Source organism: Bradyrhizobium sp. USDA 4473 (assembly GCF_054063335.1).
This window is the reverse complement of the sequence record NZ_JBSSGE010000001.1, coordinates 3,034,987-3,057,393: the sequence shown is the minus strand read 5'-3', so window position 1 is coordinate 3,057,393 and position 22,407 is coordinate 3,034,987. Positions and strand designations below refer to the sequence as shown.

Annotated in this window: 21 protein-coding genes and 1 pseudogene; 8 read left to right on the top strand and 14 right to left on the bottom strand. The window is 64.5% G+C overall.

Translation table 11 applies throughout. The features are described from left to right. The first annotated feature begins 111 nt into the window (after positions 1 to 111). The 3 genes from ACVW17_RS14355 to ACVW17_RS14345 all read left to right on the top strand — a co-directional run bounded on the left by ACVW17_RS14355 (position 112) and on the right by ACVW17_RS14345 (position 2,009). Positions 112 to 1,068 carry a hypothetical protein gene (locus ACVW17_RS14355; protein ID WP_456752371.1) on the top strand — a complete coding sequence of 319 codons (957 nt, stop codon included), beginning with the start codon at positions 112 to 114 and terminating at the stop codon, positions 1,066 to 1,068. A 154-nt stretch (positions 1,069 to 1,222) separates the two neighbouring features. After that, positions 1,223 to 1,645, top strand: a complete 423-nt coding sequence (locus tag ACVW17_RS14350; protein WP_456752370.1) for a hypothetical protein — start codon at positions 1,223 to 1,225, stop codon at positions 1,643 to 1,645. Positions 1,646 to 1,871: 226 nt separating this feature from the next. Beyond that, positions 1,872 to 2,009 carry a hypothetical protein gene (locus ACVW17_RS14345; protein WP_456752369.1) on the top strand — a complete coding sequence of 46 codons (138 nt, stop codon included), beginning with the start codon at positions 1,872 to 1,874 and terminating at the stop codon, positions 2,007 to 2,009. Between the two features lie 88 nt (positions 2,010 to 2,097). On the opposite strand, the gene ACVW17_RS14340 is transcribed toward ACVW17_RS14345, so the two are convergent. The 3 genes from ACVW17_RS14340 to ACVW17_RS14330 all read right to left on the bottom strand — a co-directional run bounded on the left by ACVW17_RS14340 (position 2,098) and on the right by ACVW17_RS14330 (position 3,362). Beyond that, positions 2,098 to 2,241: a hypothetical protein gene (locus tag ACVW17_RS14340; protein WP_024584466.1), complete on the bottom strand. Its 144-nt coding sequence runs from the start codon at positions 2,239 to 2,241 to the stop codon at positions 2,098 to 2,100. Positions 2,242 to 2,412: 171 nt separating this feature from the next. After that, complete coding sequence (locus ACVW17_RS14335; RefSeq protein WP_456752368.1) at positions 2,413 to 2,895, bottom strand: MaoC family dehydratase; 483 nt, start codon at positions 2,893 to 2,895, stop codon at positions 2,413 to 2,415. 8 nt (positions 2,896 to 2,903) lie between these two features. Then, positions 2,904 to 3,362: a MaoC family dehydratase gene (locus tag ACVW17_RS14330; RefSeq protein ID WP_456752367.1), complete on the bottom strand. Its 459-nt coding sequence runs from the start codon at positions 3,360 to 3,362 to the stop codon at positions 2,904 to 2,906. A gap of 265 nt (positions 3,363 to 3,627) precedes the next feature. On the opposite strand from ACVW17_RS14330, the gene ACVW17_RS14325 reads away from it, so the two are divergent. Next, entirely contained in the window at positions 3,628 to 3,924 is a 297-nt protein-coding gene (locus ACVW17_RS14325) for a DUF4282 domain-containing protein (RefSeq protein WP_456752366.1), read from the top strand. Between the two features lie 363 nt (positions 3,925 to 4,287). On the opposite strand, the gene ACVW17_RS14320 is transcribed toward ACVW17_RS14325, so the two are convergent. From ACVW17_RS14320 to ACVW17_RS14310, 3 genes are all read right to left on the bottom strand, one after another. Beyond that, on the bottom strand, positions 4,288 to 4,968 hold the full coding sequence (locus ACVW17_RS14320) for a ParA family protein (protein WP_021081815.1): 681 nt from the start codon (positions 4,966 to 4,968) through the stop codon (positions 4,288 to 4,290). Positions 4,969 to 5,148: 180 nt separating this feature from the next. Beyond that, a complete protein-coding gene (locus ACVW17_RS14315; protein ID WP_456752364.1) occupies positions 5,149 to 5,481 on the bottom strand; it encodes a hypothetical protein in 333 nt (110 codons plus the stop codon). 158 nt (positions 5,482 to 5,639) lie between these two features. Continuing rightward, on the bottom strand, positions 5,640 to 5,978 hold the full coding sequence (locus tag ACVW17_RS14310; protein WP_456752363.1) for a hypothetical protein: 339 nt from the start codon (positions 5,976 to 5,978) through the stop codon (positions 5,640 to 5,642). A gap of 889 nt (positions 5,979 to 6,867) precedes the next feature. On the opposite strand from ACVW17_RS14310, the pseudogene ACVW17_RS14305 reads away from it, so the two are divergent. The 3 genes and pseudogenes from ACVW17_RS14305 to ACVW17_RS14295 form a co-directional block, all read left to right on the top strand. Further along, positions 6,868 to 7,065 (top strand): annotated as a pseudogene (locus ACVW17_RS14305) (DUF7379 domain-containing protein); the annotation flags it as partial. Between the two features lie 486 nt (positions 7,066 to 7,551). After that, positions 7,552 to 11,874: a CHAT domain-containing protein gene (locus ACVW17_RS14300; RefSeq protein WP_456798948.1), complete on the top strand. Its 4,323-nt coding sequence runs from the start codon at positions 7,552 to 7,554 to the stop codon at positions 11,872 to 11,874. 270 nt (positions 11,875 to 12,144) lie between these two features. Next, entirely contained in the window at positions 12,145 to 13,425 is a 1,281-nt protein-coding gene (locus tag ACVW17_RS14295) for a tyrosine-type recombinase/integrase (protein ID WP_456797321.1), read from the top strand. Between the two features lie 77 nt (positions 13,426 to 13,502). Here the strand turns inward: ACVW17_RS14295 and ACVW17_RS14290 are convergent, their stop codons facing one another. From ACVW17_RS14290 to ACVW17_RS14260, 7 genes are all read right to left on the bottom strand, one after another. Beyond that, the gene (locus ACVW17_RS14290) at positions 13,503 to 14,063 is read right to left on the bottom strand and encodes an SDR family NAD(P)-dependent oxidoreductase (RefSeq protein ID WP_456797320.1); all 561 of its coding nucleotides are present in this window, start codon (positions 14,061 to 14,063) and stop codon (positions 13,503 to 13,505) included. A 233-nt stretch (positions 14,064 to 14,296) separates the two neighbouring features. Beyond that, positions 14,297 to 14,686 carry a tautomerase family protein gene (locus ACVW17_RS14285; RefSeq protein WP_456797319.1) on the bottom strand — a complete coding sequence of 130 codons (390 nt, stop codon included), beginning with the start codon at positions 14,684 to 14,686 and terminating at the stop codon, positions 14,297 to 14,299. A gap of 83 nt (positions 14,687 to 14,769) precedes the next feature. Then, positions 14,770 to 15,183 carry a tautomerase family protein gene (locus tag ACVW17_RS14280; RefSeq protein ID WP_456797318.1) on the bottom strand — a complete coding sequence of 138 codons (414 nt, stop codon included), beginning with the start codon at positions 15,181 to 15,183 and terminating at the stop codon, positions 14,770 to 14,772. Between the two features lie 484 nt (positions 15,184 to 15,667). Then, positions 15,668 to 17,734 (bottom strand): molybdopterin cofactor-binding domain-containing protein, encoded by a 2,067-nt coding sequence (locus tag ACVW17_RS14275; protein ID WP_456797317.1) that lies wholly within the window; start codon positions 17,732 to 17,734, stop codon positions 15,668 to 15,670. A 224-nt stretch (positions 17,735 to 17,958) separates the two neighbouring features. After that, complete coding sequence (locus ACVW17_RS14270; RefSeq protein ID WP_456797316.1) at positions 17,959 to 18,432, bottom strand: (2Fe-2S)-binding protein; 474 nt, start codon at positions 18,430 to 18,432, stop codon at positions 17,959 to 17,961. A gap of 1 nt (position 18,433) precedes the next feature. Then, positions 18,434 to 19,798: a c-type cytochrome gene (locus ACVW17_RS14265; protein ID WP_456797315.1), complete on the bottom strand. Its 1,365-nt coding sequence runs from the start codon at positions 19,796 to 19,798 to the stop codon at positions 18,434 to 18,436. A 20-nt stretch (positions 19,799 to 19,818) separates the two neighbouring features. Then, positions 19,819 to 20,112, bottom strand: a complete 294-nt coding sequence (locus tag ACVW17_RS14260) for a hypothetical protein (RefSeq protein WP_456797314.1) — start codon at positions 20,110 to 20,112, stop codon at positions 19,819 to 19,821. Between the two features lie 309 nt (positions 20,113 to 20,421). Here ACVW17_RS14260 and ACVW17_RS14255 point away from each other — a divergent pair, with 309 nt between their 5' ends. Then, positions 20,422 to 21,330 carry a LysR family transcriptional regulator gene (locus tag ACVW17_RS14255; RefSeq protein ID WP_456797313.1) on the top strand — a complete coding sequence of 303 codons (909 nt, stop codon included), beginning with the start codon at positions 20,422 to 20,424 and terminating at the stop codon, positions 21,328 to 21,330. Here the strand turns inward: ACVW17_RS14255 and ACVW17_RS14250 are convergent. Further along, positions 21,327 to 22,307 (bottom strand): GlxA family transcriptional regulator, encoded by a 981-nt coding sequence (locus ACVW17_RS14250; protein WP_456797312.1) that lies wholly within the window; start codon positions 22,305 to 22,307, stop codon positions 21,327 to 21,329. The genes ACVW17_RS14255 and ACVW17_RS14250 overlap by 4 nt on opposite strands. Positions 22,308 to 22,407: the final 100 nt, after the last annotated feature.

The window sequence follows — 22,407 nt, the reverse complement described above, 5'->3', positions numbered from 1 at the left end:
GCGGTCCCGGTCATCGCGATCACGCGTTGCTCACTTGCCTTTGCAGGCCCGTTGCCGCAATTTTGCGCCACGGCAAATGCATGCTGCCGCTTTGGAATTTGCGGGCTGGGAATGACTTCCACATTGCGATTTGGCTGGGCCAGGCTGCCGGTGCTGGCGGCCGGCTTTTGCATGGCGCTGGCGCTTTCGGCCGCGGCGCAGTCTCCGCCGGTGCAGCCCGCGCCCTTGCGGATCACGCCCCCGGCGCAGGACGCTCCTGCCGATAGTGCCGAGGCCACGCCCGACGCGACGCCGCCGGCGGCCGATGCCAATGATGCCGACCTCCTGAAGGACATCGACGAGAGCAAGCTCGACTGGAGCCAGCTCGACACCGATTCCACCAGCCTGCCCACGCTGGCACCGAAGAACGCGGCCAGGCGCGCCAGCGTCACCGGCAACGATCCGTCCTGGACCACCAACAGCAACGCCAACGGCTCGTCGGCGGTGTCGGTCAAGCAGTCGGTCTCGCCCTTCCTCGACACTCGCATCGGCGCCGACATGACTGTCGCCAGGCAGGGCACGATGACCACGTCGGAGCAATTGTCGGAGCGGCTCGCCAATGGCGGCAGCCTGCCGCAGTCCGGCGGCTCGGCCTGGGCATCGATCTCGACGGGCGGCGTGGCGTCGATCTGGGACAAGACCTCGGTCGAGGCGCGGGTCGACCCCGGCGCCGACCAGAGCAAGGTCGGCACCTCGCTGAGCAAGTCGGTGCCGCTGTCGGAGCAGTATTCGCTGACGCTGCAGAACGGCTACAATGTGATCCAGCAGGGCGTGGTCCCGGTGCCCGGCATCGTCGGCCGTCCATCGAGCAGCTACAACACCGATCAGTCAGCCAGCCTGTCGGTCAACGACACCGGCACCAGCATCACCGCGGGCCAGACGCTGTCGACCACCGACGACAAATGGCTGCGCCGGGTCGGCGCCGAGCAGAAGCTGTTCGACGGCGTCACCGTCTCCGGCTCGGTCGGCGAGACCCCCCAGGGCACGATCAGCAAGAGCATCGGCGCCGGCTACAAGCACTCATGGTGAACGATCTGTTAGCCCTGTCGCGCTAATGATCAGGCATTGCCCCAACTTGGCCCAGATGCGGTCAAATTCGGCGGCACTGATAGGTCCGTAACTTCATCAATTCGTCGTGCGGGGGACAAGCCGCGCTTCGCTATTGCGATCCAGGGGAAAGCCGATGAACGCCACCAACCGTACCGAGGAAGCCGAAGTCGAAACGACGTCCGAGGTCGACACCAACCTCGCCGCGGTTTCGGAAGTCGAAGCCGGCATCCGCGACTTCGTGCGCAACGATATCGCCTATCTGCGCCGGCCGGTGGCGAGCCCGGAGACCGCGCCGGCCGACACCAACACCGATGCCACCGTCAGCAACGTCAACTCGCTGATCCAGCGCGTCGCCGGCACCTCGCTGGCCGAGATCGAGAAGCTGATCGGCGAGCTCGAGAGCCTGCGCGACCTGCTGCATGCCGAGGGCCAGCGCGTCCAGCGCGAGATCTCCGGCTATGCCCAGCTCAGCCAGGCCGCGATGAAGTCGACCCGCATGATCGCCGACAACGTCTCGCAGTGGAAGCGCGCCGCCGACGGCCTGCGCAACAGCTGAACCCGATCAGGTCTGCGAACCGACAAGCCGCCGCCTCCCCGGGAGGCGGCGGCTTCGTTTTGCGTGCCCGCCTCCTGCGCAGAACGATTCGTTATGCAGCGCGGTGTACACTCCGCGATGTCGTTTTTGCCGAAGCCGATTTGAACCGGAGATGCCGGGCCCGCGCCCAATCCGGAATTGACCGAGCGGACCGCGCCTGAGCAGGGCATCGATTTGGAGAGCATTCATGCAGAGCGTCCGGCCGGACAACGCCGATCCGATACCGCTGCGCCAGCCGCAGCAGGGCATCGGCACGATCATGATCCGCTTCGTCGGCATCCTGGCCGCCGCGACCGTCGTGATGGTGCTGATCTGGAATCGTTAATCCGGAGACGCGAAGTGTGACGTCGTCCGCCGACGGGTCACATTGAAACAGGCGCCACCCTGCGCTCCCGCGAGCAACAGACGGTCGCTCAGCGATCGATGCTCGCGGTGGTCTCGAAGGAATAATTGCCGTCGGCAAAGCCCTTCACGACAAGTCCGGTCGCCAGCATCACCACCAGCGTCACCGTCGCGAAGATAATGCCGACGAGTTTCAACGCGCTGCGATCTGCCATGGTATCCCCAGTAGTGCTTGCCCAGATGTCCGAGTCCACAAACCATAGGCAGGGACAAAGGTTCAAAATGCGTTAGCAAAATATGGATTCCGCGCAACGCACAACTACGTCGGCAGCAGACTTAGTCCGCCACCATGGCGCCCGGGCAACATCAGAGGTGCGCGGGCCACATCAGGAACCGGGCTTCCGGCGCGGCACGAATGCGATCGCCAGGAACGAGAACACCACCTCATTGCGCTGATTGACGCCGGTATTGCGGGCCTGAAGGATGCCCCATTCGGGCCGCTTCTCGGACGTGCGCTTGGTCTCGACCTGGTTGGTGAAGCTGATCGTATCGCCCGCCAGCACCGGGCGGATCCAGCGCAGCTCGCGGAAGCCCGGGGACGGGCCCCAGACCGCGACCGTCTCGCCGCGCGCGGCGGCTTCCGCGGCGAGCTTTTTGCCGTCGGCGACGAGCAGCTTCATGCAGACGCTGGCGACGTGCCAGCCCGACGCCGCAAGCCCGCCGAACAGCGAGTTGCGCCCCGCCTCCTCGTCGAGATGGAACGGCTGCGGATCGAACTGCGCGGCAAAGCGCTTGATGTCCTCGGCCGTGAAGGTGAAGGAGCCGAACGCGCGCCGGGCGCCGATCTCCATGTCTTCGAAGAAGCGCATGATGCCCCCTATGCGGTCGCGCCGGCACGGCGGCTGATGATGATCGGCGATTCCATCTCGCACAACATCTCGCCGCGCGCGTTGCGGATCGTGCCCTTGAAGGTGACGATGCCGGTCTCGGGCCGGCTCTTCGAAACCCGCGCCTCGACCACATCGACATCCAGCGTCAAATCGTCGCCCGGACGCAGCGGCGCCACCCAGCGCATCTCGTTGACTCCGGGCGAGCCGAGCGAGGCGGTGCGGCCGATGAAACCGTCGAACAGCATCCGCATCATCAGCGAACCGAGATGCCAGCCCGAGCCCGACAGGCCGCGGAGCATGGATTTCTTCGCCGCCTCCTCGTCGAGATGCATCGGCTGCGGGTCGAATTCGGCGGCAAAGGCGAGTATCTCTTCGCGCGAAACGTGGCGCGGGCCGAACGTGCCGAAACGGCCGGGCTTGAAGTCTTCGAAGGTCAGCGTGGTCATTGGATGAGGATATGCCGGAGGGAAGCCCGATTGTGGCCGTTATTTGCGGCAATCACAACCGGCCTGCTCGCATAGCTCGCCCCTGGACTGCCGGCGCCCGGTCCGGGCTCGCCACCGGCGGGACATGGGGCTCCTGCGGTATCGATTCCGGTGGTGCAGCGGCGCTTCGGCGCCGTGGCGCACCATTGGCCCGGCGCAACGCCGGGGGTGACGCAGTAGGATGAACGAGACGCGAATCATATTTCGGCCTGCCGGGAGAACCACGATGTTCGATTTCCAGGATCTGTTTCAGTGGGACCGCTTCATCACGCCCACGATCATCAAGACGTTCTACTGGCTGGTGATCGCCGTCATCGTGCTGTTCGGGATCTCCGGCATCCTGTGGAGCCTCACGGCGATGGCGATCAGCCCGTTCGTCGGCTTCATCCAGTTGCTTGCGTCGATCGCCAGCATCTTCGTCGGCATCGTATTCTCGCGCATCGCCGCCGAGTTCATCCTGATCGTGTTCCGGATCAACGAGCATCTCGGCGCGATCCGCGATCGCGACGGGGGCATGCACTGAGGCTATCGGAGGGCCTGCCGGATGCGGCCGGCCGCGCCGGCCGTGGTTAATCCGAAGTAGCGCCCGCGCGCAAATGCCTGCGAAATTCCAACCGGGATATTAAAGCCGCTCGCGTATCAGCCTTGCGCATTGCATGAGAGCAACGCGGGGGCGTCGTGAATTCGAGGAATGGTTTTGCCGTGAGGTCCGGTGCTGAGCCGGGCTTTACGACCGAGGATATTTTGTGGGCTGTCGGCATCTGGTCGGTGATCCTGACCCTGGCGCCGGTGATCGTGTTCTATCTGCTGATGGTGGCGTGAGGCCAGTCGACAAAAAACGCGCGAGTGCCGCGCGTTCTTCCAGTTCGAACGAGAAGCGGCGTTGTTACGCCGCCTGCTTGTGCATCGCGCCGGAGGCCGACGCCGTGCCGCGGATCGCCTTGATCGAGCGTTCGATCGCAGCCCACAGCCGGTTGATCTCGGCGGCGGCGCGGCCTTCCGCGTAATATTCGCGGGCACCTTCGCCCTGGCCGAGCGCCATCAGCAGATCGGCGCGGTTGGTGATCTGGCCGCTCCACACCGGGGCGCGGAATTTCGCCAGCGCCTCGCGTGCGATCGCGACGATGCGGCTCTCGGCGCCGTCACGCTGCGCGGGCGCGCCGTTGATCACGACGGCATAGGGCTTGCGCATCGAGCGGCAGGTCTGAATGGTTTCCTGCACCGCGTTGACGTCGAACACGCCGGGCCGCGCCGGAATGATCACCATCGTGGCGTTCTTGATCGAGTCGTCGACCACAGCCGACAGGTTCGGCGGCGTATCGATGAACACCCACTCGATGCCGTCACGCTTGGCTTGGGCAATGATCCCGCTGACCGAGTTCACCGCCGTCTTGATCGCCGGCTCGTTGGTGCCGCGCAGCTTGTGCCAGAGCGTCAGCGAGCCCTGCGGATCGGCGTCGATCAGCAGACATGGTTTCGTCGCCTTGTGCACTTGCGCGGCGAGGTGAGCAGCCAGGGTACTTTTTCCCGAGCCCCCCTTACGCGAAGCGAAAACAATCACGTTCATACGTTGGCCTCCAGATTGACCCCAGGAGGCGAAAATGAATCAGAGCGCTGATTCGCGAAAGAAAAAATTTCTTGCAATCCGCAAAGTGGCCAAGATTACCGGTGCATTTTGCTTTTTGAGTCACACTCAACTTATGACACAACCGAAAATGGAAGCGCTAAGCGCTTGATTTGACTCGGCCTAGCGCTTTTCGGCAGCCTTGGCGCGCTCACGCGCGATCCACTTGCGCTCGATCCAGCCGAGCAATTGCGCGGTGGGTTTCTGCAACATCGGAACATCCTGCGCGAACAAAAGGAGTCCGAGCGGCAGCATCCAGAGTCCGAGCACCGGCAGGAAGCTGAAGATGCCGCCGACGATCAAGAGGATCGCCAGCGGAATCCGCACATAGCGCGACGACGGCCGGCGCAGCCACGCGACGAAGCGCGCCGGCCGTTCCGGAAGCTTGGCCTCGAACCAGGCGAAGTGCCGGTCGATCTCTTGCTTGTAGTCTTCTGGCTTGCAGTCTTGGCTCACGCGTCCCACTCCATCCGTTCCACTGGCGGGAACGGATCTGGCTGACAATACAAACCCCAGAGATGATGCTGCGTGACAGCGTCACAAGGCGTCAGTCTGTCGCGTATCGCACCCTTGAAATCGCAGCCGGGCGACCCGTGCGCACGATGGGAACAAGGTCAGTGCGTGGACTTCTTCGCCTTGTGCGATTTGTGGACCTTCCGCTTGGCTGCGACCGGACGCCGCTCCTCGCGCTCGCTCGCCTCACGCGGCTCAGGACCTCCGCGGAAGAACACGCGGCAGGCCGGCGACAGCTGCGCCTTGTTCCTGATCATGCAGGCGGTGATGCGATCGACGTCGGGGATATCCGAGCCACAGAGCCGGAATGCATCCGGCGTACAGGCCTGCTGCTGGTCCGGCGTGTAGGCCTCGCCTCGGCCCGGCAGCAGGAGCAGCAGCGCAACGGCGAGCCCTGATATCAACGCAAACGAAAAACTCCTTGAACCGGCGGTCCCCATGCGTCCCCCCAAGGTGTCACCAAGCGTGGTTAAGGTGTCGTTTCGGGGAGTGTGGGTGAAGCAACGCAGAAGTGCAAGCGGGCGTGATGACACGCCGAGGACGGAGGATCTGTCGCCCCGAGCCGCAACGCTTGCCAATTCTATTAGAGCGAGTATCGTTGCGTCATTGCTCGTCGATACCTTATTTCAGTGGCCACCTCCCCGGCCGAGTAGGCTTGCTCCGCTCGCGCCCGGTGTCTTGTGTTGTGGCCCGGCCATTGCGGGAGCGTCACATTGTCCGAACCAATCGCATTCGTGATGACCGGCGTTCGTCCGGGAGGAACGGCCCGCGGCGCGCGCGGTCCGGCGCCGTCCACAATGGGACATCTGAAGGACTCCGTGATTGTGACGGCGCAACGCGGCGCCGGCGACGCGGTCATCAAGACCGCGGCTGCCGTTCCCAACGAGGACATCGTCGTCATTGATATCGCAGGCGGGCCTTCGCTTTGGCTTCATCCCGAATCCGCGCGAGACCTTCTGCAAGCGCAGCAGGATCCGCTCGCACGCGGCGGACCCGCGCTCGGCTCGGGAGAGGTGCGTGTGCCCGGCCGGCTGCAGTGGCGCCTCGAGGACACCGCTCCGGTGTCGCGCGGCACGCGCAGCATGTTCGGCGACGTACAGGTGGGGGCCCTCCACATCGTCACCGGGCTGGTCGAGGACAAGGCGGCCGACTTCGTCGCCTCGAAAGTCGTCAAGTCGTTTGATTCACAGGTCGATCCGGGTGTCTATCGGCTGCAACCCGACAAGCTCGAGTCGCTCAAGGGGCACGCCACGTCCGCCATCGCCGCGGACGACGGGGCGTCGCTGGTCCTGATCCACGGCACCTTCAGCCAAACGTCCGGGCACGTTCGGCAAGCTCTGGACCGAGCACCCGCAGCGGGTGGCTTCGCTGTTCAAGTCCTATGGCAACAGGGTCTACGCCCTCGATCATCCGACGCTCGGCGCGAGTCCGATCGCCAACGCCATCACGCTCGCCGAAGCTGCGCCCAAGGGCGCGCGACTTCACCTGCTGACGCATTCGCGCGGCGGACTGGTTGCGGAAGTGCTGGCACGGGTGTGCGCCAATCCGCGCCTGTCCGATCTCGACCTGTTCAAGGACGACGGTACGAGCGCGGCCGAGTTGAAAAGGCTCGCCGAGATCGTCTCGGACAAGCGGATTTCGATCGAGCGGGTTGTCCGCGTCGCCTGCCCGGCGCGCGGCACGCTGCTCGCCTCCAAGCGGCTCGACGCCTATGTGTCGGTGCTGAAATGGGCGCTCGAGCTCGCCCAGATTCCGGTCGCGCCGCAGCTCGTCGACTTTCTCGGCGAGGTCGCCCGCAGACGCGCCGATCCCGACAAGGTGCCCGGTCTCGCGGCGCAGATTCCGGACTCTCCGCTGATCCGCTGGCTGCACTCGGCAACGAACCCGATCGCCGGCGATCTGCGCGTCATCGCCGGCGATCTGCAGGGCGATTCGGTGGTGTCCTGGGTCAAGGCCTTGCTGTCCGACGCGTTTTTCTGGACCGACAATGATCTCGTCGTGCAGACGCGATCGATGTATGGCGGCTCGCCGCGGGAGAAGGACTCGACATTCGTCCTCGACCAGGGCGGCAAGGTCTCGCACTTCAACTATTTCAGCAACGCGCAGACCGCAGCGGCGGTGGTCGACGCCCTCACCAGGACGGGCGGTAGCTCCCCCGACGGGTTCAGCGTGATCGGCCCGCTCTCCTGGGCCGGACAATCATCGAGCGGGGCGCGCGCGGCACTGCCCACACGTCCCGCCAGCAAGGCGGCCGAATTGCCGGCGCTGTTCGTGCTGCCCGGAATTCTCGGCAGCAATCTCAAGATCGACGACGAGCGGATCTGGCTGGGATGGCGCGTCGTCAACGGCCTCAAGCGGCTCGCCTACCTTCCGGGCAAGGACAAGGTCGCGCCCGACGGGCCGATCGGCATCTACTACGACGACCTCGCGACCGCGCTGTTCAACGATCATGACGTCCAGCCGTTCGCATTCGACTGGCGGCGCCCGATCCTGGCCGAGGCACAACGGCTCGCCGCGGCGATCGCAACGGCGCTCGACGCGCGCAAGGCGTCAGGGCAGCCGGTGCGGATCATCGCCCATTCGATGGGCGGGCTGGTTGCACGCGCCATGCAGATCGTCGACCCCGCGACCTGGAACCAGATGATGGCATCCGACGGAGCGCGGCTTCTGATGCTGGGGACGCCGAACGACGGATCCTGGACTCCGATGCAGGTGCTGTCCGGTGACGACAGCTTCGGCAACCTCCTCGTCAATGTGGGCGCGCCGTTCGCCAGCAACGAGACGCGCCAGTTGATTGCCGGCTTTCCCGGATTCGTTCAGCTCCAGGCGGGCTTGCTGGATCGGCTCGGTACGGAAAAAGCCTGGAGGGATCTCGCAAAGTCCGATCTCGATGCGATCAGCGCGCGCAGCACGTGGCACAATCTGGGACTTCAGCTGGCTCAATTCCAATGGGGTATTCCGCCGCAAGCGGTGCTCGATGACGCCGTGGAGCTGCGTCGCAAGCTCGACAAGCAACGCGACCATGACCTGGTCTCATGGGCCGACAGGCTTCTGCTGGTCGTCGGCAAGGCCGCAACCACACCCGCCGGCTACGAAGGCGCGAGCAACGGCGAGCGAGGACTGGCCTATCTCGAGGTCGACGACGGCGATGGCCGGGTCACGCGGGAGAGCGCCGAGCTTCCGGGCGTGGCGACCTGGCTTGCGGATGCCGATCACGGCTCGTTGCCGCGGTACAAGGCCGCATTCGAGGCCTACCGCGAGCTTCTGAACACCGGCAGCACGGAGCGGCTCGCCCGGGTCTCCGCGGCCGGCGCCGCCCGGCAAAAGGCAACCGAAACCGCCGGACCGGTCGCGCGAAGCCGTCCCGCCCGACAGCGGGTGCGGCAATCGCCGCCTCAGAGCGAGCTCGACGTGCTGTCCTCGGCCGTTGCGCGCGAACCGCAAACCGCGCCGCCTTCGGCATCCCTGCGCATCGACGTCGTCAACGGCGATCTCACCTTTATCGCCGAACCATTGCTGATCGGCCACTACCGGTCATCGAGCCTCACCGGCGCGGAAGCGGCGATCGACCGTGTCCTCAGCGGCGCGATGAGCGCGTCGTTGCAACGCGGTCTCTATGCCACGAGTCCCGGGACATCTCAGATCTTCCTCAATCTCACCCGCGATCCCGTCAAGCTGATGCCGCTGCCGGCGGCGGTGATTGTTGCGGGTCTCGGACCCGAAGGCGAGTTGCGCGGCTCGGATCTCGTCGACACGGTCCGGCAGGCCGTGATCGGATGGTCGCAGCGGCTCACCGAACGCAGTCCGGTCGCCACGGGATTTACGCTGGCGACCACGCTGTTGGGCAGCGGCGGCAGCGGCATCACGCCCGGACAAGCCGCCCAGCTGATCGCCCAGGGCGTGCGCGAGGCCAACGAACAGATCGCCCAAAGCGTGCGTGAGACCAGCGAGCGCACCCGGGACGAGGGCCTTGCAGGCACGCAGTGGCCGCGTGTCGATCAGCTCAAGATCATCGAACTCTACCTCGACCGCGCGAGCGACGCCTGGAATGCGCTTCAGGCCCTCGCGATCTCGGCACCCGCCTCCTACACGGTCGCCCCGACCATCGCACGAGAAGCCGGCGCACTGCGCCGGCCCCCGGAGGCCGGATACCGCGGCGCCGACTACGACTTCATCAGTGCCCTCATCCTGAAGACCGAGGATGACAACCAGGAGATCGGCTACACCATCAACTCGAAGCGGGCGCGCAACGACGTGCGTCCGCAGCCGATGCAGGTGCGGCTCATCAAGAACCTGGTGACGACCGCCTCCAACAACACCAACACCGACACCCAGATCGGCCGGACATTGTTCACCCTGCTCGTGCCGCCCGATCTTGAGTCGTTCCTGGGCGGCAGCACGGCGACGGTGCTGGAACTCGACGAAGGAACGGCCCCGATCCCCTGGGAAGCCCTGGAATCGCCGACGGCTTCGAACCGCCAGAAGCCATGGTCGATCCGCACCAAGCTGTTGCGCAAGCTGCGGACCGCGACGCCCAGCATCATGGTGAACAGCGCCACCGCCGACGACGACATCCTTGTGATCGGCGACCCTGCCTGCGATCGAAAGGACTATCCCATCCTGCTGGGCGCCAGGCGCGAGGCGCTCGAGGTCGCGACATATCTGACCACCGCGACCACCGCTCCGGGTGGCCGAAAGTTCGCCGCCGCGCGGGTGACGTCCGTGATCAGCGGTCCCAACCCGGGAGATCCCGAACCCGACACGACCGAAGTGATCAATGCGGCCTTCAAGAAATCCTGGCGGATCATCCATGTCGCCGGCCATGGCGAACCACCGACGAAGACCGACAAGGGCCTCGAGACAAGGGGCGTGGTGCTTTCGGGCGGTTCGTTCCTGGGAGCCAATGAAATCCAGGCGTTGCGGGTCAAGCCCGAACTCGTGTTCGTCAATTGCTGCCATCTCGGCACCGGCGCTCCAGGCCGGCTGCTCGAGGTCACCAATTACGGTCGCGCGCAGTTTGCATCGGGTGTCGCCCAGGCCTTGATCAACAGTGGTGTGCGATGCGTGATCGCCGCGGGCTGGGCGGTGGACGATGAGGCTGCGAGCGTATTCGCCACGGAGTTCTATCGCGCGCTGCTCGCAGGCAAGCGCTTCATCGACGCCGTCGCCGCTGCCAGGGAAAAGGCCTATGCCTGCGGCGGCAACACCTGGGCGGCGTATCAGTGCTATGGTGACCCCGACTGGAAGTTCCGGCAGGCGACCGGCGATGCGCAACGCCCGACTCCCGATCCGGGGCAGGAATTTTCCGGCATTGCCTCCGCCTTGTCGCTGATCTTCGTGCTCGAACAGATCGGCGTGGAAAGCGAATACCAGCGCAAGTCTCCCGACACTCAAGCCGGACGCCTGCGCTATCTGGACGCAACCTTCGGCCGGTATCGAGAGCAGGGAAACGTCGCCGAGGCGTTCGGAAACGCGTGGATGAAATCGGGGCGCTTCGCGGAGGCGATCGCATGGTACGAGCGCGCGCGAGCAGCACAGGATGGAACGGCGTCGCTGATCGCGATCGAGCAGCTGGCGAATGCGCGGATCCGCCAGGCCTTGAACGACATCAAGAACAACGCCGCTCCGTCGGCCAAGGCGTTCGACGCGGCTCGGGCGGCGATCAAGGATGCGATGGCCCTGCTCGACACGCTGCTGGCACTGGCGCCGACCTATGAGCGGGAAAGCATTTACGGCTCCGGCTTCAAGCGGCTGGCGATGCTGGAATCCCTGGCCGGTGATCCGTCCGCCGAAATGCAGGCGATCAATCGGATGTGGCAGCACTATAGCGCCGCAGAGACGATTGCTCGAAACACGAAGACGCTTCCGTTCTTCTACCCGGCGATGAACCGGATCGCGGCGCAACTGGTGCTCGCCAAGCCGCTCAAGAGCGATGACATCGCGGAGGTGCGCCAATCAATGTCTTCGGTCGCGCCGGACTTCTGGTCGACCGTCGGACAGACCGAACTGGACCTGTTCGAGTCGATCGGCGCCGGCAGCCTTGCGCAAGACGTCGAGCGCTTGGTCAAGGACTTCCAGAAGCACTATGCCCGCGTCGATAACGCCAGGATGTGGGGCTCCGTCCTCGATAACGCAGCATTCGTGCTTGCCAGATACGCTGGGTCTGCCGGGCAAAGCGAGAAGGGCGCCGCCGACCGACTCCTCGCCGAACTCAGGTCGCTCGCGGGAAGCGCGCCGCCGCCGGCCGCAGCGACGAAGCCCGGCACCGCCAAGCGGGCGCCGACGCGACGACCCAAGGCCGCCAAACGCGCCGCGAAAAAGCGGCGGCATCGCTGAGCGAGACGGGCGGCACGCATCGGCCACGTCAACGAGGGGCTGGAGAGACGATCGATACTGGCTATTTAACGTGATGGTACAGTTGGGTGGGCTCGAACCACCGACCTCCTGTTCCACAGACACAATAAGGGGTCCGCCGTCCCTACGCTGCTTCCGCGATTCCTACGAAAATTGCAGAATTATCAAATAATAAGTCTTGCCGTTTCCCGCCTTACCTGCGCTGCAATTAGCGCTATGGTGGTAGCTACGTGGTAGCTACAGAGGCGATCGATGGCGGTTTCGAGTATCACGATCCGTGCAGTGCAAGCACTCAAGCCGGGCGAGACTATTTGGGACGCAGATCACCGTGAAGCGGTGCGGGGCTTTGGCGTTCGGCGCCAACGCGACCAAGCGACCTACGTACTCAAGTACCGCGTGTTCGGCCGGCAGCGCTTCGTCACGATCGGTCCTCATGGCGCCCCCTGGACACCAGAACTCGCACGCAGGGAGGCCAAGCGCCTTTTGGGCCTGGTTGCTAATGGCAAAGACCCAGCAGACGAGAAAGCCAAGGCGCGCCTGCAGGCGGCTGACACCCTCCGGGTGATTGCTGATCAGTATCTCCGGAACGCCAAGCAAAGGCTGAAGCCCCGGACCTATTCTGAAGTTGAACGCTACTTGTTGGTCAGTTGGAAACAGCTGCACCCGATCTCGGTTTTCCAGATCAACCGTCGCCATATCTCGGCTCGTATTGCTGACATCGCTTCCGGCCATGGCACCGTCTCGGCAGCCCGCGCCCGTACAGCCCTGTCCTCAATGTTCAACTGGGCAATACGGGAAGGCTTCGACATTCCCGCGAACCCAGTTCTCGGCACTAATCGACCCGCGCAGCCGGGAAGTCGCGAACGGGTCCTCACCGAGAATGAGTTATCAGTGATCTGGTGGGCCAGCGGCGACGACGATTACGGACGCATTGTCCGTTTGTTGCTGCTTACAGCCCAACGCCGTGATGAAGTAGGCAGTATGCAATGGTCCGAACTTGATACTAGTTCGGAGCTCTGGACCCTGCCGGGTGCCCGGACCAAGAACCGTCGCGAGCACTTGCTGCCATTGGTTCCCGCCGCCTTGGCCCTGCTTCCGTCACGCCGAGACGGCCGAGACTTCCTCTTTGGTGACGGACCCCGCCGCAGCGGTGACCCGCATCGTGGGTTCTCCGGCTGGTCAAAGTCGAAGGCGGCGCTTGACGTGCGCATCGCCGAGGTCTTTGGCGAACCCCTGCCCCATTGGACAGTTCACGATCTCCGGAGATCGGCGTCTACGGTAATGGCCGACCGGCTTGGCGTGTTACCGCATATCGTGGAGGCGATCCTAAACCACGTTAGTGGCCACCGGGCTGGCGTTGCTGGCGTATATAACCGCGCTCGGTACGTCGCCGAGATGCGCGAAGCGCTCGAACGCTGGGCAAAATACGTTACGAGCTTGCGAGCCGAAACCGGCACATGTCACATTATGAAAGCGGGTGCCGGCCTCTCTGATCTTGATATCTCCCACGAGGCTGTCGGGATCCGCTCCTAGTTTAAGGAACTGGCCTGCGAGCGGCTCGATGTTTCGAGCGACGAGAGCGCGCCGCCTGGCCTCGATCGCTCGCACGATCAGGTCGCTGACGACGCGCGCGGGAGGCATCTTGCCCAGCCCGGTCGTGACACTCCGCATTTTGACCGCCGGGTCGGCATACGCTCCCTTGCCAGAGAAGCGTTCCGCCTCATCCGCAGCGATGCCCCCCATTCGGTCTCTATGCCACCCGGCTCGATGACTATGACGTCGACCCCAAATGGGCGCACCTCGTTCCGCAGCGAGTCGGAATAACCTTCGAGCGCGAACTTGGAGGCGTGATACCAACCGCCAAGTGGAGAAGCGACTTTTCCGCCGGTCGAGGAGATGTTGATAATCTTCCCGAACTTCCGCGCGCGCATGTGGGGCAGGACAAGTTGAGTCACGTGGGCCGCCCCGATCAGATTGACTTCCATTTGGCGACGGCCAACTTCGATTGGGACGTCCTCCAACGCCCCAAACTGACCATAGCCAGCGTTGTTGATCAGGACATCGATCCTTCCTCGCTCGGCGATGATGCGATCGATGGCGGCGACCACCGAAGCGGCGTCGGCTACATCCACCGACAGCGCCGTGCCGCCGGCGGCTTCGATGTCTTTCATCCGTTCGACACGACGTGCCGCGCCGTATACTGCGTAGCCCTTGGAAAATAAGTCTCAAGGCGATATCTTTGCCCATTCCCGAAGACGCGCCGGTGATGAGGGCTACGCTATCGGATTTTGCTGTAGTCGATGACAGCTCGTATCCTCTCGTCGACGCGGCCAAGTCGGCAAGCGTGCGGCTTTCGAAGTTTTCGGCGGCCGCGCGACACTCGGAAGGAGCCGTCGTCACGCCGTCATTTTGGAGCGTACTGCATCTCGCCGTTGCCGAACGACCAGTTTTCCGGAGACACATCCACCAGGCTGATGAAGACGTCCTGCTTGCGGATGCCCGTCTTCTCGTGGATGTCGTCAGCGATCTTGCGATAGAAGGCCTTCTTCACATCGGTGGTCCGACCAGCATTCCACGTGATTTGGATAAATACGATGCCGGGAGTGTAGTCGATGCCTAGGTAGCCTTCCTTCGGGTAAACTAGGTCACCCGGCGCATGCGTCGAGACGATCATAAACTTGTCGTGGATGGGGACCTTCGCGATGCTCGTCATCGCGTCGTAGACTATGTTGCTGAGCTTCCTGCGCACTTCCTGGGAAGTCGAAGCGTCCACGTCTATTCTTGCGAGAGGCATTTTCAAACTCCTTGTTCGGAGGGTAATAAGATTTCCGGTGCAGCGTCGCTGTCGGCGAGAATGATGACCTTCGAGATCGCCCGCTACGGAGCGTGACCGTTCAGCGTGTCCGTCTTTCCCGCCTGCCAGTCGTCGCTCAGGCCGCCGTACATCGTGTGGTACATCTCATCGCCCGCGTGCTGGGTAAACTCGACGTTGATTGTCGTCTCGTCGAGCCCGCAGATCTCGATGCATGCCGCCACCAACTGGCGGGCGAGCTCCGCGCGGACCTCCTTCTCGCGCCCCTGCCGGATGTCGCACATCAGCAGCGCCGCCGGCCTGGGCTCGCCGGGCCCGCATCGCCACAGGCCGCCTTCTCCGAGTTCGCGGATCGCGATGCTGATCCGATTGATGTTCGCGCTCATCACGTCCGCGTAGATCTCGCCCAAGCGCTTGGCGAGGCGACGCTTCTGGTCTGCCGAATGGGTGAATGGGGTGTCCAGCTGCAGATAAGGCATTTCGAAAATCCCTGAGGCTTGAGTTCGGATGGAGGATCTACCGGTTCGCGGCGAGCCTCTTCAGGTCGGACTGCAGGGACGCGGGAAGGCTTTCGAACCATTCCTGCTCCTTGTCTGGCAGCGCAGGACGCGTCCGTACTCGACCATGTCCAAGGCTCCAGGTTGCAGAGGTAGACCCAGACCGAATCTTGCGGAACCATCGCGATGATGCCGACATCCTGCGCGATGCTGACGATGAGCGCTCGAACCGACCGGCCCGGACGTCACCGCGGATCCAGATGTGACCGTCGGATAGCTCGCCGCCGAGGTAGCGCCTGGCCGACGTTTTCTCCTCGATGACGACCTGGGCGAAGTAGGACGGAGCGCCCGTCGCTTCTGTGGCGGCGACCGATGGCGAGCGCGATCCGGTCCTTCTGCTCGTCGCTCAGGAGATTCGGCGGAACGGCGCACACATATGTCGGCATGGGTCTTCCCTTCGTGCGAGCTAGGTGCGGGCTGCGGCGAGCAGATCGTCTGGCCTGATCGGGAGGCGTCGGAGACGGATGCCCGTGGCCGCGAAGATCGCGTTTCCGATCGCCGGCGCGACGACAGTGGTTGGCGGTTCTCCGAGGCCCATCGGTGCCTCGACGCTGTCGACGAAAGCGATGTCGAAATCGGGCACGTCGCTGATGCGCACCGGCGTGTAGGTGTCGAGATTGGTGTCGCAGACCTTGCCGTCCCTGAAGTCTGTCCCCTCGTGCAGCGCCATGCTGAGGCCCCAGAGCATCGCGCCTTCGGCCTGCGCACGCGCACCATCCGGATCGATGATCGTGCCGGCGTCGATGTCGAGCCACAACTTGCGCACAGCGACGACGCCCGTTCCCCTGTCGACCTCGACCTCGGCGGCGCAGGCGCACCAGGTCGGCATTCCACGCTCCTGACCGAAGGAGCTCGCCAAACCCAACCCGGTATCGGCAGGCATCTTCCGGCCCCAACGGGCCCGTTCGGCGACTCGCCGCAAGACGTTCGCCTGGCGGCTCGCGCCGCCGACCGCGTTGGGCACCGACCCTGCGTTTATGCCCCGTCCCGTCAGTCGCGCGAGGCGGAAGGACAGCGGATCCTGGCCGACGCTGCGGGCGGCCTCGTCCATGAAGGATTCGAGCGCCCAATTGGTCCAGCCCGGTGCCACCGCACGCAGCCAGCCGGGGCGGAAGCTCTTCTGCGCGAGGTCGTTGTTGATCGCGCGCACGCGGAGCACGCCGACATCGTACCAATGGTCGGCGCCCGCGATCGAGAAGGGATCATAGAGCGCACCGTTTGTGCCCTTGACGAGCCCGACCGGGAACATCGCCTTGGTCGGCCATCCGGCCACGGCAGCGTGATCCATCGCGACCGGCCTGCGGTCGGCGTCAAATCCGATCTTCAACCCCTGCACGGTCGGCGAGCGGATCGAATCGAGGACGGAGTCGTCGGAGCGCGTGAGGATCATCTTCACCGGCTTGCGGATCGCCTTGGCGGCCAAGGCGGCAGGGACGCTGTAGTCGCCGTTCAGCCGACGCCCGAACCCGCCACCGATGAGGTAGGTCCGCATGACGATGTTCTCCGGCGGCATTCCGAGCGCCTTGGAGAGAACGGGCAGGATGAAGCTCTGCGCCTGGTTGCCGGTATGGATTTCCATCACGCCGTCCTTCTCGAACGCCAGCGCGTTGACCGGTTCGAGCTGGAAGTGGAGAACGCCGGCGGTCGTGTAGGTCGCCTCGATCGTCGACTTGGCCCGACCGAAGGCGGAGGCGACGTCGCCTCCTCCGGTGTCGAGGACGGCGCCGGCCGCTGGATCGGCGATGAGGCGGGAGGCATGTTCCTGCAGATCCTTATCCGAAACCTGGGCTGTCTCGTCGTTCTGCCAAGCGACCTGGACAAGGTCGGTGGCCCGGATCGCCGCGGGGTAGCTCTCTGCGATCACCATGACCCAGCCCGGGACCGTGCCGGACGGATCGTCGAGCGCGATGCTGCGAACGTACCCCTTCACCTTGCGCGCGGCGCTATCGTCGATCGAAAGAACCTTGGAGCCGTAGCGCGTCGGCGGCAGTTTGGGGCGCGCGTAGACCAAGTTCTCGACTTCGGCGTCGATGCCGTAGACGGCCTCGCCCTTGGTCTTCGGCGGTATGTCGAGCGCGCGCGTCGGCTTTCCGATCAGGGTCCGCTTGTCGGGAGTCTTGATCTTCACGGCTTTGAGGTCGTCGGCGCTGAAGCGCCTGGAGACGTCGCCGCGACGTACGATGTCGCCGTACCCGATCGAGCGATCGCCGGCCTCGATACGGCCCTTGCGCGCGACGCAATCCTGCGGAGCGACGCCGAGTAGCTTGGCGCCTTCCTCGATGAGGGTGATGCGGCCCGCCGCTCCGGCCTGACTGAAGTCAGGATAGGTCGACCACACAGAGGTGCTGCCTCCGGTGATCATAGGCCCCCACCTCGCTTCGGTATCCACGCTGACGAGCCGCACCAGGCTCCAGTCGGCTTCGAGCTCGTCGGCAAGGATACGCGCGAGCGCAGTCCCGATGTGCTGGCCCATCTCGGCTTTGGCGATGTTGATCGACGTGACACCGTCGGTATCGATGCTGAACCAGATGGTCGGCTCGAACAGCGGACCGCTCGCGGTCTTGAGGGGATCCGGAAGCGGAAGAAAGTTGGCCGCGCCCGGTAGGAGGCGCGAAGGCGAACACGGCGCCCGCCGCGAGGCTCGAGATCAGGAAGGTTCTGCGCGAGAGCACCAGGTCTTCGTTCGATCGCAGCGCTCTATTCATGGCCCGCACTCCGGGAGAGGGTCGCCGCCGCCTTGATCGCCGCGCGGATCCGGGGATACGTCATGCAGCGGCACAGATTGCCCGACATCACGGCGTCGATGTCCGCATCGGTAGGTGCCGGAAAGTCCTTGAGCAGCGTCGCGGCCTGCATGATCTGTCCCGACTGGCAGTAGCCGCATTGCGGCACCTGCACATCGCGCCAGGCCTGCTGCACCGGGTGATTGCCCTCCGGATGCAGGCCTTCGATCGTCGTGACCTCAGCGCCCTCGACGGCACCGACCGGCGTGATGCAGGAGCGCGTCGGCCGTCCTCCGACGTGAACCGTGCAGGCGCCGCACAAGCCGATGCCGCAGCCGAACTTCGTGCCCTTCAGGCCGATCTCGTCGCGGATGACCCAGAGCAGCGGCGTCTCGCTATCTTCGCCCGCGCTGACGGAGCGCCCGTTGATCCGGAAATTAGTGGACATGTCATCCCTCTCCTTTTCCCTGCGCGCGGATTTCACCCACGGTCTTCTCGAGGACCGGCCAGGTCGGCTGGTTCGTGCGGGTGCGACGGAGATACGCCGCGATCCGGGCGACCTCCGCATTGCTGAAGCCCGAGCCGAAGGCGGGCATCACCAATCCGTTTGCGCCTTCGGACGCGCCGATCCCGAACAGGATCACGCGGATCAGGTTGGCGGGGTCGGCGAGATGGACGGCACTGTTGAGCGCGAGATCGGGGCGGCTCGCATTGACGCCTGCCGAGCCGTTGTAGTGGCATGATGCGCACGCTGCGGCGTAGAGCCCGGCATCTGGATCGATCTGTCGACCAGCGCTGGTCGCATCGACCTGCAACGCCTGGTCCACTGCGGCGGCGTCGACCCGAGATCGCGAAGCGCCGCCGCCGATGGAGGCGACGTAGGTCACCAGCGCTTCGCGATCGTCCGGAGACAGGGCGGCCAATCCGTGCGCGGCAGGCGACATCGGACCCGAGGGCGTGCCGTGAAAACGACTGAGGCCCTCGAACAGGTAGGCGCGCAATTCGTCCGCAGTCCAGGACAACGGGGACGGGTTTGCGGCCGTCAGCGCCGGCGCGAACCAGCCGTCCACGGCGGCGCCAGTGTAGCGAGCCGACCCGCTCCGTTCGGCCCCCAGCGGATTGCGCGGCGTGTGGCAGGCCGAGCAGTGGCTCAAGGCTTCGGCGATGTACGCGCCTCTATTCCACTTCGCGTCGTGATCCGGAGAAGGCTCGAACCTGCCCGAGCGGAAGAACAGCAGCTTCCATCCGGCCTGCAGCGCCCGGATGCCGAGCGGAAAGAGAAGCTCGTTCGGCCGCGCCGGCGCGCGGACGGCAGGCTGCGTCATCAGGAAGGCGTAGATCGCATCGACGTCGCCGTCGGAGACCTTCGTGAAGTGGTCGTAGGGAAAGCCCGGAAAGAGGTGCGAGCCATCCCGGGCGACGCCTTCGTGCATCGCGCGGCGGAAGGCCTCCTTCGACCAGGCGCCGATACCTGTCTCGCGGTCCGGCGTGATGTTGGTCGAATAGAGCGTTCCAAACGGGCTCTTCATCGCATAGCCGCCGGCGAACGGTTGTCCGCCCTGCACGCTGTGGCACGTCGCGCAATATCCCGCGGAGGACAGCATCGCTCCGCGCGACACCACCCCGGCACTGAAACTCGATGAGGGCGGCGTCGCGATTTCCGGTATCGCCGGCCGCCAGGCGAATGCAGCGAATCCTAATAGGCTGGCCACGCCCAAAGCGGCCGCACCCAGCGCCCACCGGCGCAGATTCCTGGCGTTCGCTCGCTCGTTTCGACGATTGGGCTGCGAGTGCGACGAAGCGGTAGTCGGCACGATCGTGCTCTCCGACGGATTTAGTTGGCGCGAGGGGCGAAGCCCCAATAGGGAGACAGCGGCACGATGACGGGAGCCTGCAGGACACCTGCGCGGACCATCGGCAGTCGGCCGAGCTTTTCGGCAGCGTCGTCGACCGAGGCCGCCTCGACGATCGCGACCGCCCCGCTGCCATCGCTCCGCAGCCAGACCTGTCGGATCAGGCTCTCCATGTAGAGGCCGCGAACCGCTTCGAATTCGGCCTCAAGAAGCTCTTGCGGTGGAGGTGTCTGCGCCTTCTCGGGGTTCAGGCTGAAGAGGACCATCAACTGCATGTCTGTCGTCCTTTGCGTGCGTGGCCCGGATGAAGCGGGACGGGCCCCCGGAAGTGGACCCGGTGTCTAGGCGCCAGCGGCCACGCATCTTGGAGTAGGCCCCTCCGGACCCGCCTCAAATGTCTAATAAACGACAATTTAGGACATACTGCCGGGCTCCGATCAGGGACTCCGTCCTGACGGTTTCCAAAAGATCCGCCCCTAGTTGATGTTCGCAGCTCATCAATCGACATTTCGAGAGAGGTAGCAACGCGGAACGTCGGGGATTATAAGCTCAAGGCCGAAAAGGCCTTTGAACTGGATTCATTAATGAAGCGGGGCGAGCTCGACGACCTGGTGGCGTATGGGACCATCGCCCGGGCTCGAAGCTTCACCCGCGCGGCTGCCGAACTCGGCGTGTCCCCGTCCGCCCTGAGCCACATGATGAAGGGGCTCGAGACGCGCTTGGGGGTCCGGCTGCTGGCACGCACAACGCGCAGCGTCGCCGCCACGCCGGCCGGCGAGCGCTTGCTGCGCTCCATCGAATCCGCCGTCGAAGAAGTCGAAACCGGTCTTGCCGCCATGGGCGAATGGCGCGGGGATCCTTCCGGAAACATCAGGCTCACGACCGCCCAGTTCGGTGCTCAGACGGTGTTGGCGCCGGTACTGCCGAAGTTTCTGCTCGAAAACCCGAAGATCTCCGTCGAGGTCAGCGTCGACAGCCGCGTCATGGATCTGGTCCGTGACGGTTTCGATGCCGGAATTCGGTGGGGAGAAAACGTCGCCCAGGACATGGTCGCCGTGCGCGTGGGCCCCAACACGCGTCTGATCGTCGTCGGATCTCCGGGCTACTTCGAACGAAATCCTTCCCCGAAGGCGCCGGCTGATCTGGAGCGACACAACTGCATTTTCTATCGACTAATTACCGGAGGTGGGCTTTTCCCGTGGAAGCTCGAGCGCGGCGGCAAGGAAGTGCGTCCCCGCGCCGGCGGCCAACTCATCCTCGACGATCCTGATCTCGCAGCCACGTTGATGTTGGCCGGTGCCGGACTGGGACTGATGCTCGAAACGAAAGCAGCGCCTCACCTGCAGGACGGGCGCCTCATTCGAGTCCTCGACGATTGGTGCATCCCGTTCGAAGGGCTGTACCTCTATTATCCGAGCAGACACGTAACGCCCGCTTTGCGGGCGTTGATCGATGTGCTGAAGTGGAAGCCGTCCGAGGGGCAGCGCGCCTAGCCCGCAGTCGCGTGATCGTCGACTTCGTCCTGGATGTCGATCGATTCTAGTCGCGCATTTCTCCGGAGCACCTGTGGCGGTTGCCCGAACGCACGCAGGAACGCGCGACGCATGTGATCGCGGTCGCTGAAGCCGGTCTGCCGGGCCACCTCGTCGATCGAGTGACGGCTCTGCTCCATCAGATTGCGCGCGCCCTCGACCCGGAGATTCTCGATCGCCTTGGCCGGCGACTGCCCCGTCTCGGCATGGAAGGCCCGGCTGAATTGCCGCGGGCTCAGACGAGCGGCATCGGCGAGATCGGGGACCGTCAGAGGCTTGTGCAGATTGTCCCGCGCGTAGGCGAGCGCGGCCTGGATGCGGTCGGACTTCGGCGACAGTTCGAGCAGCGCCGAGAATTGCGACTGGCCGCCGCCGCGGCGATGATAGATGACGAGCTTGCGCGCTACGGCTTTCGCGAGCTCCGGACCGAGGTCATTTTCGATGAGCGCCAGTCCGAGGTCGACGCCAGCAGTCATGCCGGCCGAGGTCCAGATCGGGCCGTCGTTGATGAAGATGCGATCCTCCTCCATCTTCATCGATGGGTACGCCCGCTGCAGGTCTCTGGCGTGCATCCAATGTGTGGTGGCCCGCCGGCCGTTCAAAAGTCCGGCCTCGGCAAGCACGAACGCGCCGGTGCACACGGCCGCGATGCGCCGGTGTCTCTTAGGGGCCTCGCGGACGAAGGAGATCAGACCCGGCGTGGATGGCTCGGGATAAGTCGCCCCGCCGACGACGAGCGTATCGAACGGCTTCTCGGTGAAAGCCTCGGTCTGAAGCATCATGCCGGCCGACGTCTTGACCGGTCCCCCGTGCTCCGAGACGAAGTGGAGGTCGTAAGGCTTTGGGTCGACCATCGAATTTGCGACTTCGAAGCCTGCCGTAACGGCGAGGGCCATCAGCGAATACCCGGGGTAGACGAGAAACGCGATATCGCGCATGGAGGTCTCCGATGTCCGAAATCCACGCTTATATGACATTTGAGACGTAAGGCCGCAACCCTATTCTTCGTCTGCAAGCTCAATCCCGAGCACCCAAGAC

Bases quoted from the DNA above. Each gene is read 5' to 3' on its own strand.
- ACVW17_RS14355 (WP_456752371.1), top strand. From the start codon at position 112: ATGACTTCCACATTGCGATTTGGCTGGGCCAGGCTGCCGGTGCTGGCG.
- ACVW17_RS14350 (WP_456752370.1), top strand. From the start codon at position 1,223: ATGAACGCCACCAACCGTACCGAGGAAGCCGAAGTCGAAACGACGTCC.
- ACVW17_RS14345 (WP_456752369.1), top strand. From the start codon at position 1,872: ATGCAGAGCGTCCGGCCGGACAACGCCGATCCGATACCGCTGCGCCAG.
- ACVW17_RS14340 (WP_024584466.1), bottom strand. From the start codon at position 2,241: ATGGCAGATCGCAGCGCGTTGAAACTCGTCGGCATTATCTTCGCGACG.
- ACVW17_RS14335 (WP_456752368.1), bottom strand. From the start codon at position 2,895: ATGCGCTTCTTCGAAGACATGGAGATCGGCGCCCGGCGCGCGTTCGGC.
- ACVW17_RS14330 (WP_456752367.1), bottom strand. From the start codon at position 3,362: ATGACCACGCTGACCTTCGAAGACTTCAAGCCCGGCCGTTTCGGCACG.
- ACVW17_RS14325 (WP_456752366.1), top strand. From the start codon at position 3,628: ATGTTCGATTTCCAGGATCTGTTTCAGTGGGACCGCTTCATCACGCCC.
- ACVW17_RS14320 (WP_021081815.1), bottom strand. From the start codon at position 4,968: ATGAACGTGATTGTTTTCGCTTCGCGTAAGGGGGGCTCGGGAAAAAGT.
- ACVW17_RS14310 (WP_456752363.1), bottom strand. From the start codon at position 5,978: ATGGGGACCGCCGGTTCAAGGAGTTTTTCGTTTGCGTTGATATCAGGG.
- ACVW17_RS14300 (WP_456798948.1), top strand. From the start codon at position 7,552: ATGTATGGCGGCTCGCCGCGGGAGAAGGACTCGACATTCGTCCTCGAC.
- ACVW17_RS14295 (WP_456797321.1), top strand. From the start codon at position 12,145: ATGGCGGTTTCGAGTATCACGATCCGTGCAGTGCAAGCACTCAAGCCG.
- ACVW17_RS14290 (WP_456797320.1), bottom strand. From the start codon at position 14,063: ATGAAAGACATCGAAGCCGCCGGCGGCACGGCGCTGTCGGTGGATGTA.
- ACVW17_RS14285 (WP_456797319.1), bottom strand. From the start codon at position 14,686: ATGCCTCTCGCAAGAATAGACGTGGACGCTTCGACTTCCCAGGAAGTG.
- ACVW17_RS14280 (WP_456797318.1), bottom strand. From the start codon at position 15,183: ATGCCTTATCTGCAGCTGGACACCCCATTCACCCATTCGGCAGACCAG.
- ACVW17_RS14275 (WP_456797317.1), bottom strand. From the start codon at position 17,734: ATGGGCCAGCACATCGGGACTGCGCTCGCGCGTATCCTTGCCGACGAG.
- ACVW17_RS14270 (WP_456797316.1), bottom strand. From the start codon at position 18,432: ATGTCCACTAATTTCCGGATCAACGGGCGCTCCGTCAGCGCGGGCGAA.
- ACVW17_RS14260 (WP_456797314.1), bottom strand. From the start codon at position 20,112: ATGCAGTTGATGGTCCTCTTCAGCCTGAACCCCGAGAAGGCGCAGACA.
- ACVW17_RS14255 (WP_456797313.1), top strand. From the start codon at position 20,422: ATGAAGCGGGGCGAGCTCGACGACCTGGTGGCGTATGGGACCATCGCC.
- ACVW17_RS14250 (WP_456797312.1), bottom strand. From the start codon at position 22,307: ATGCGCGATATCGCGTTTCTCGTCTACCCCGGGTATTCGCTGATGGCC.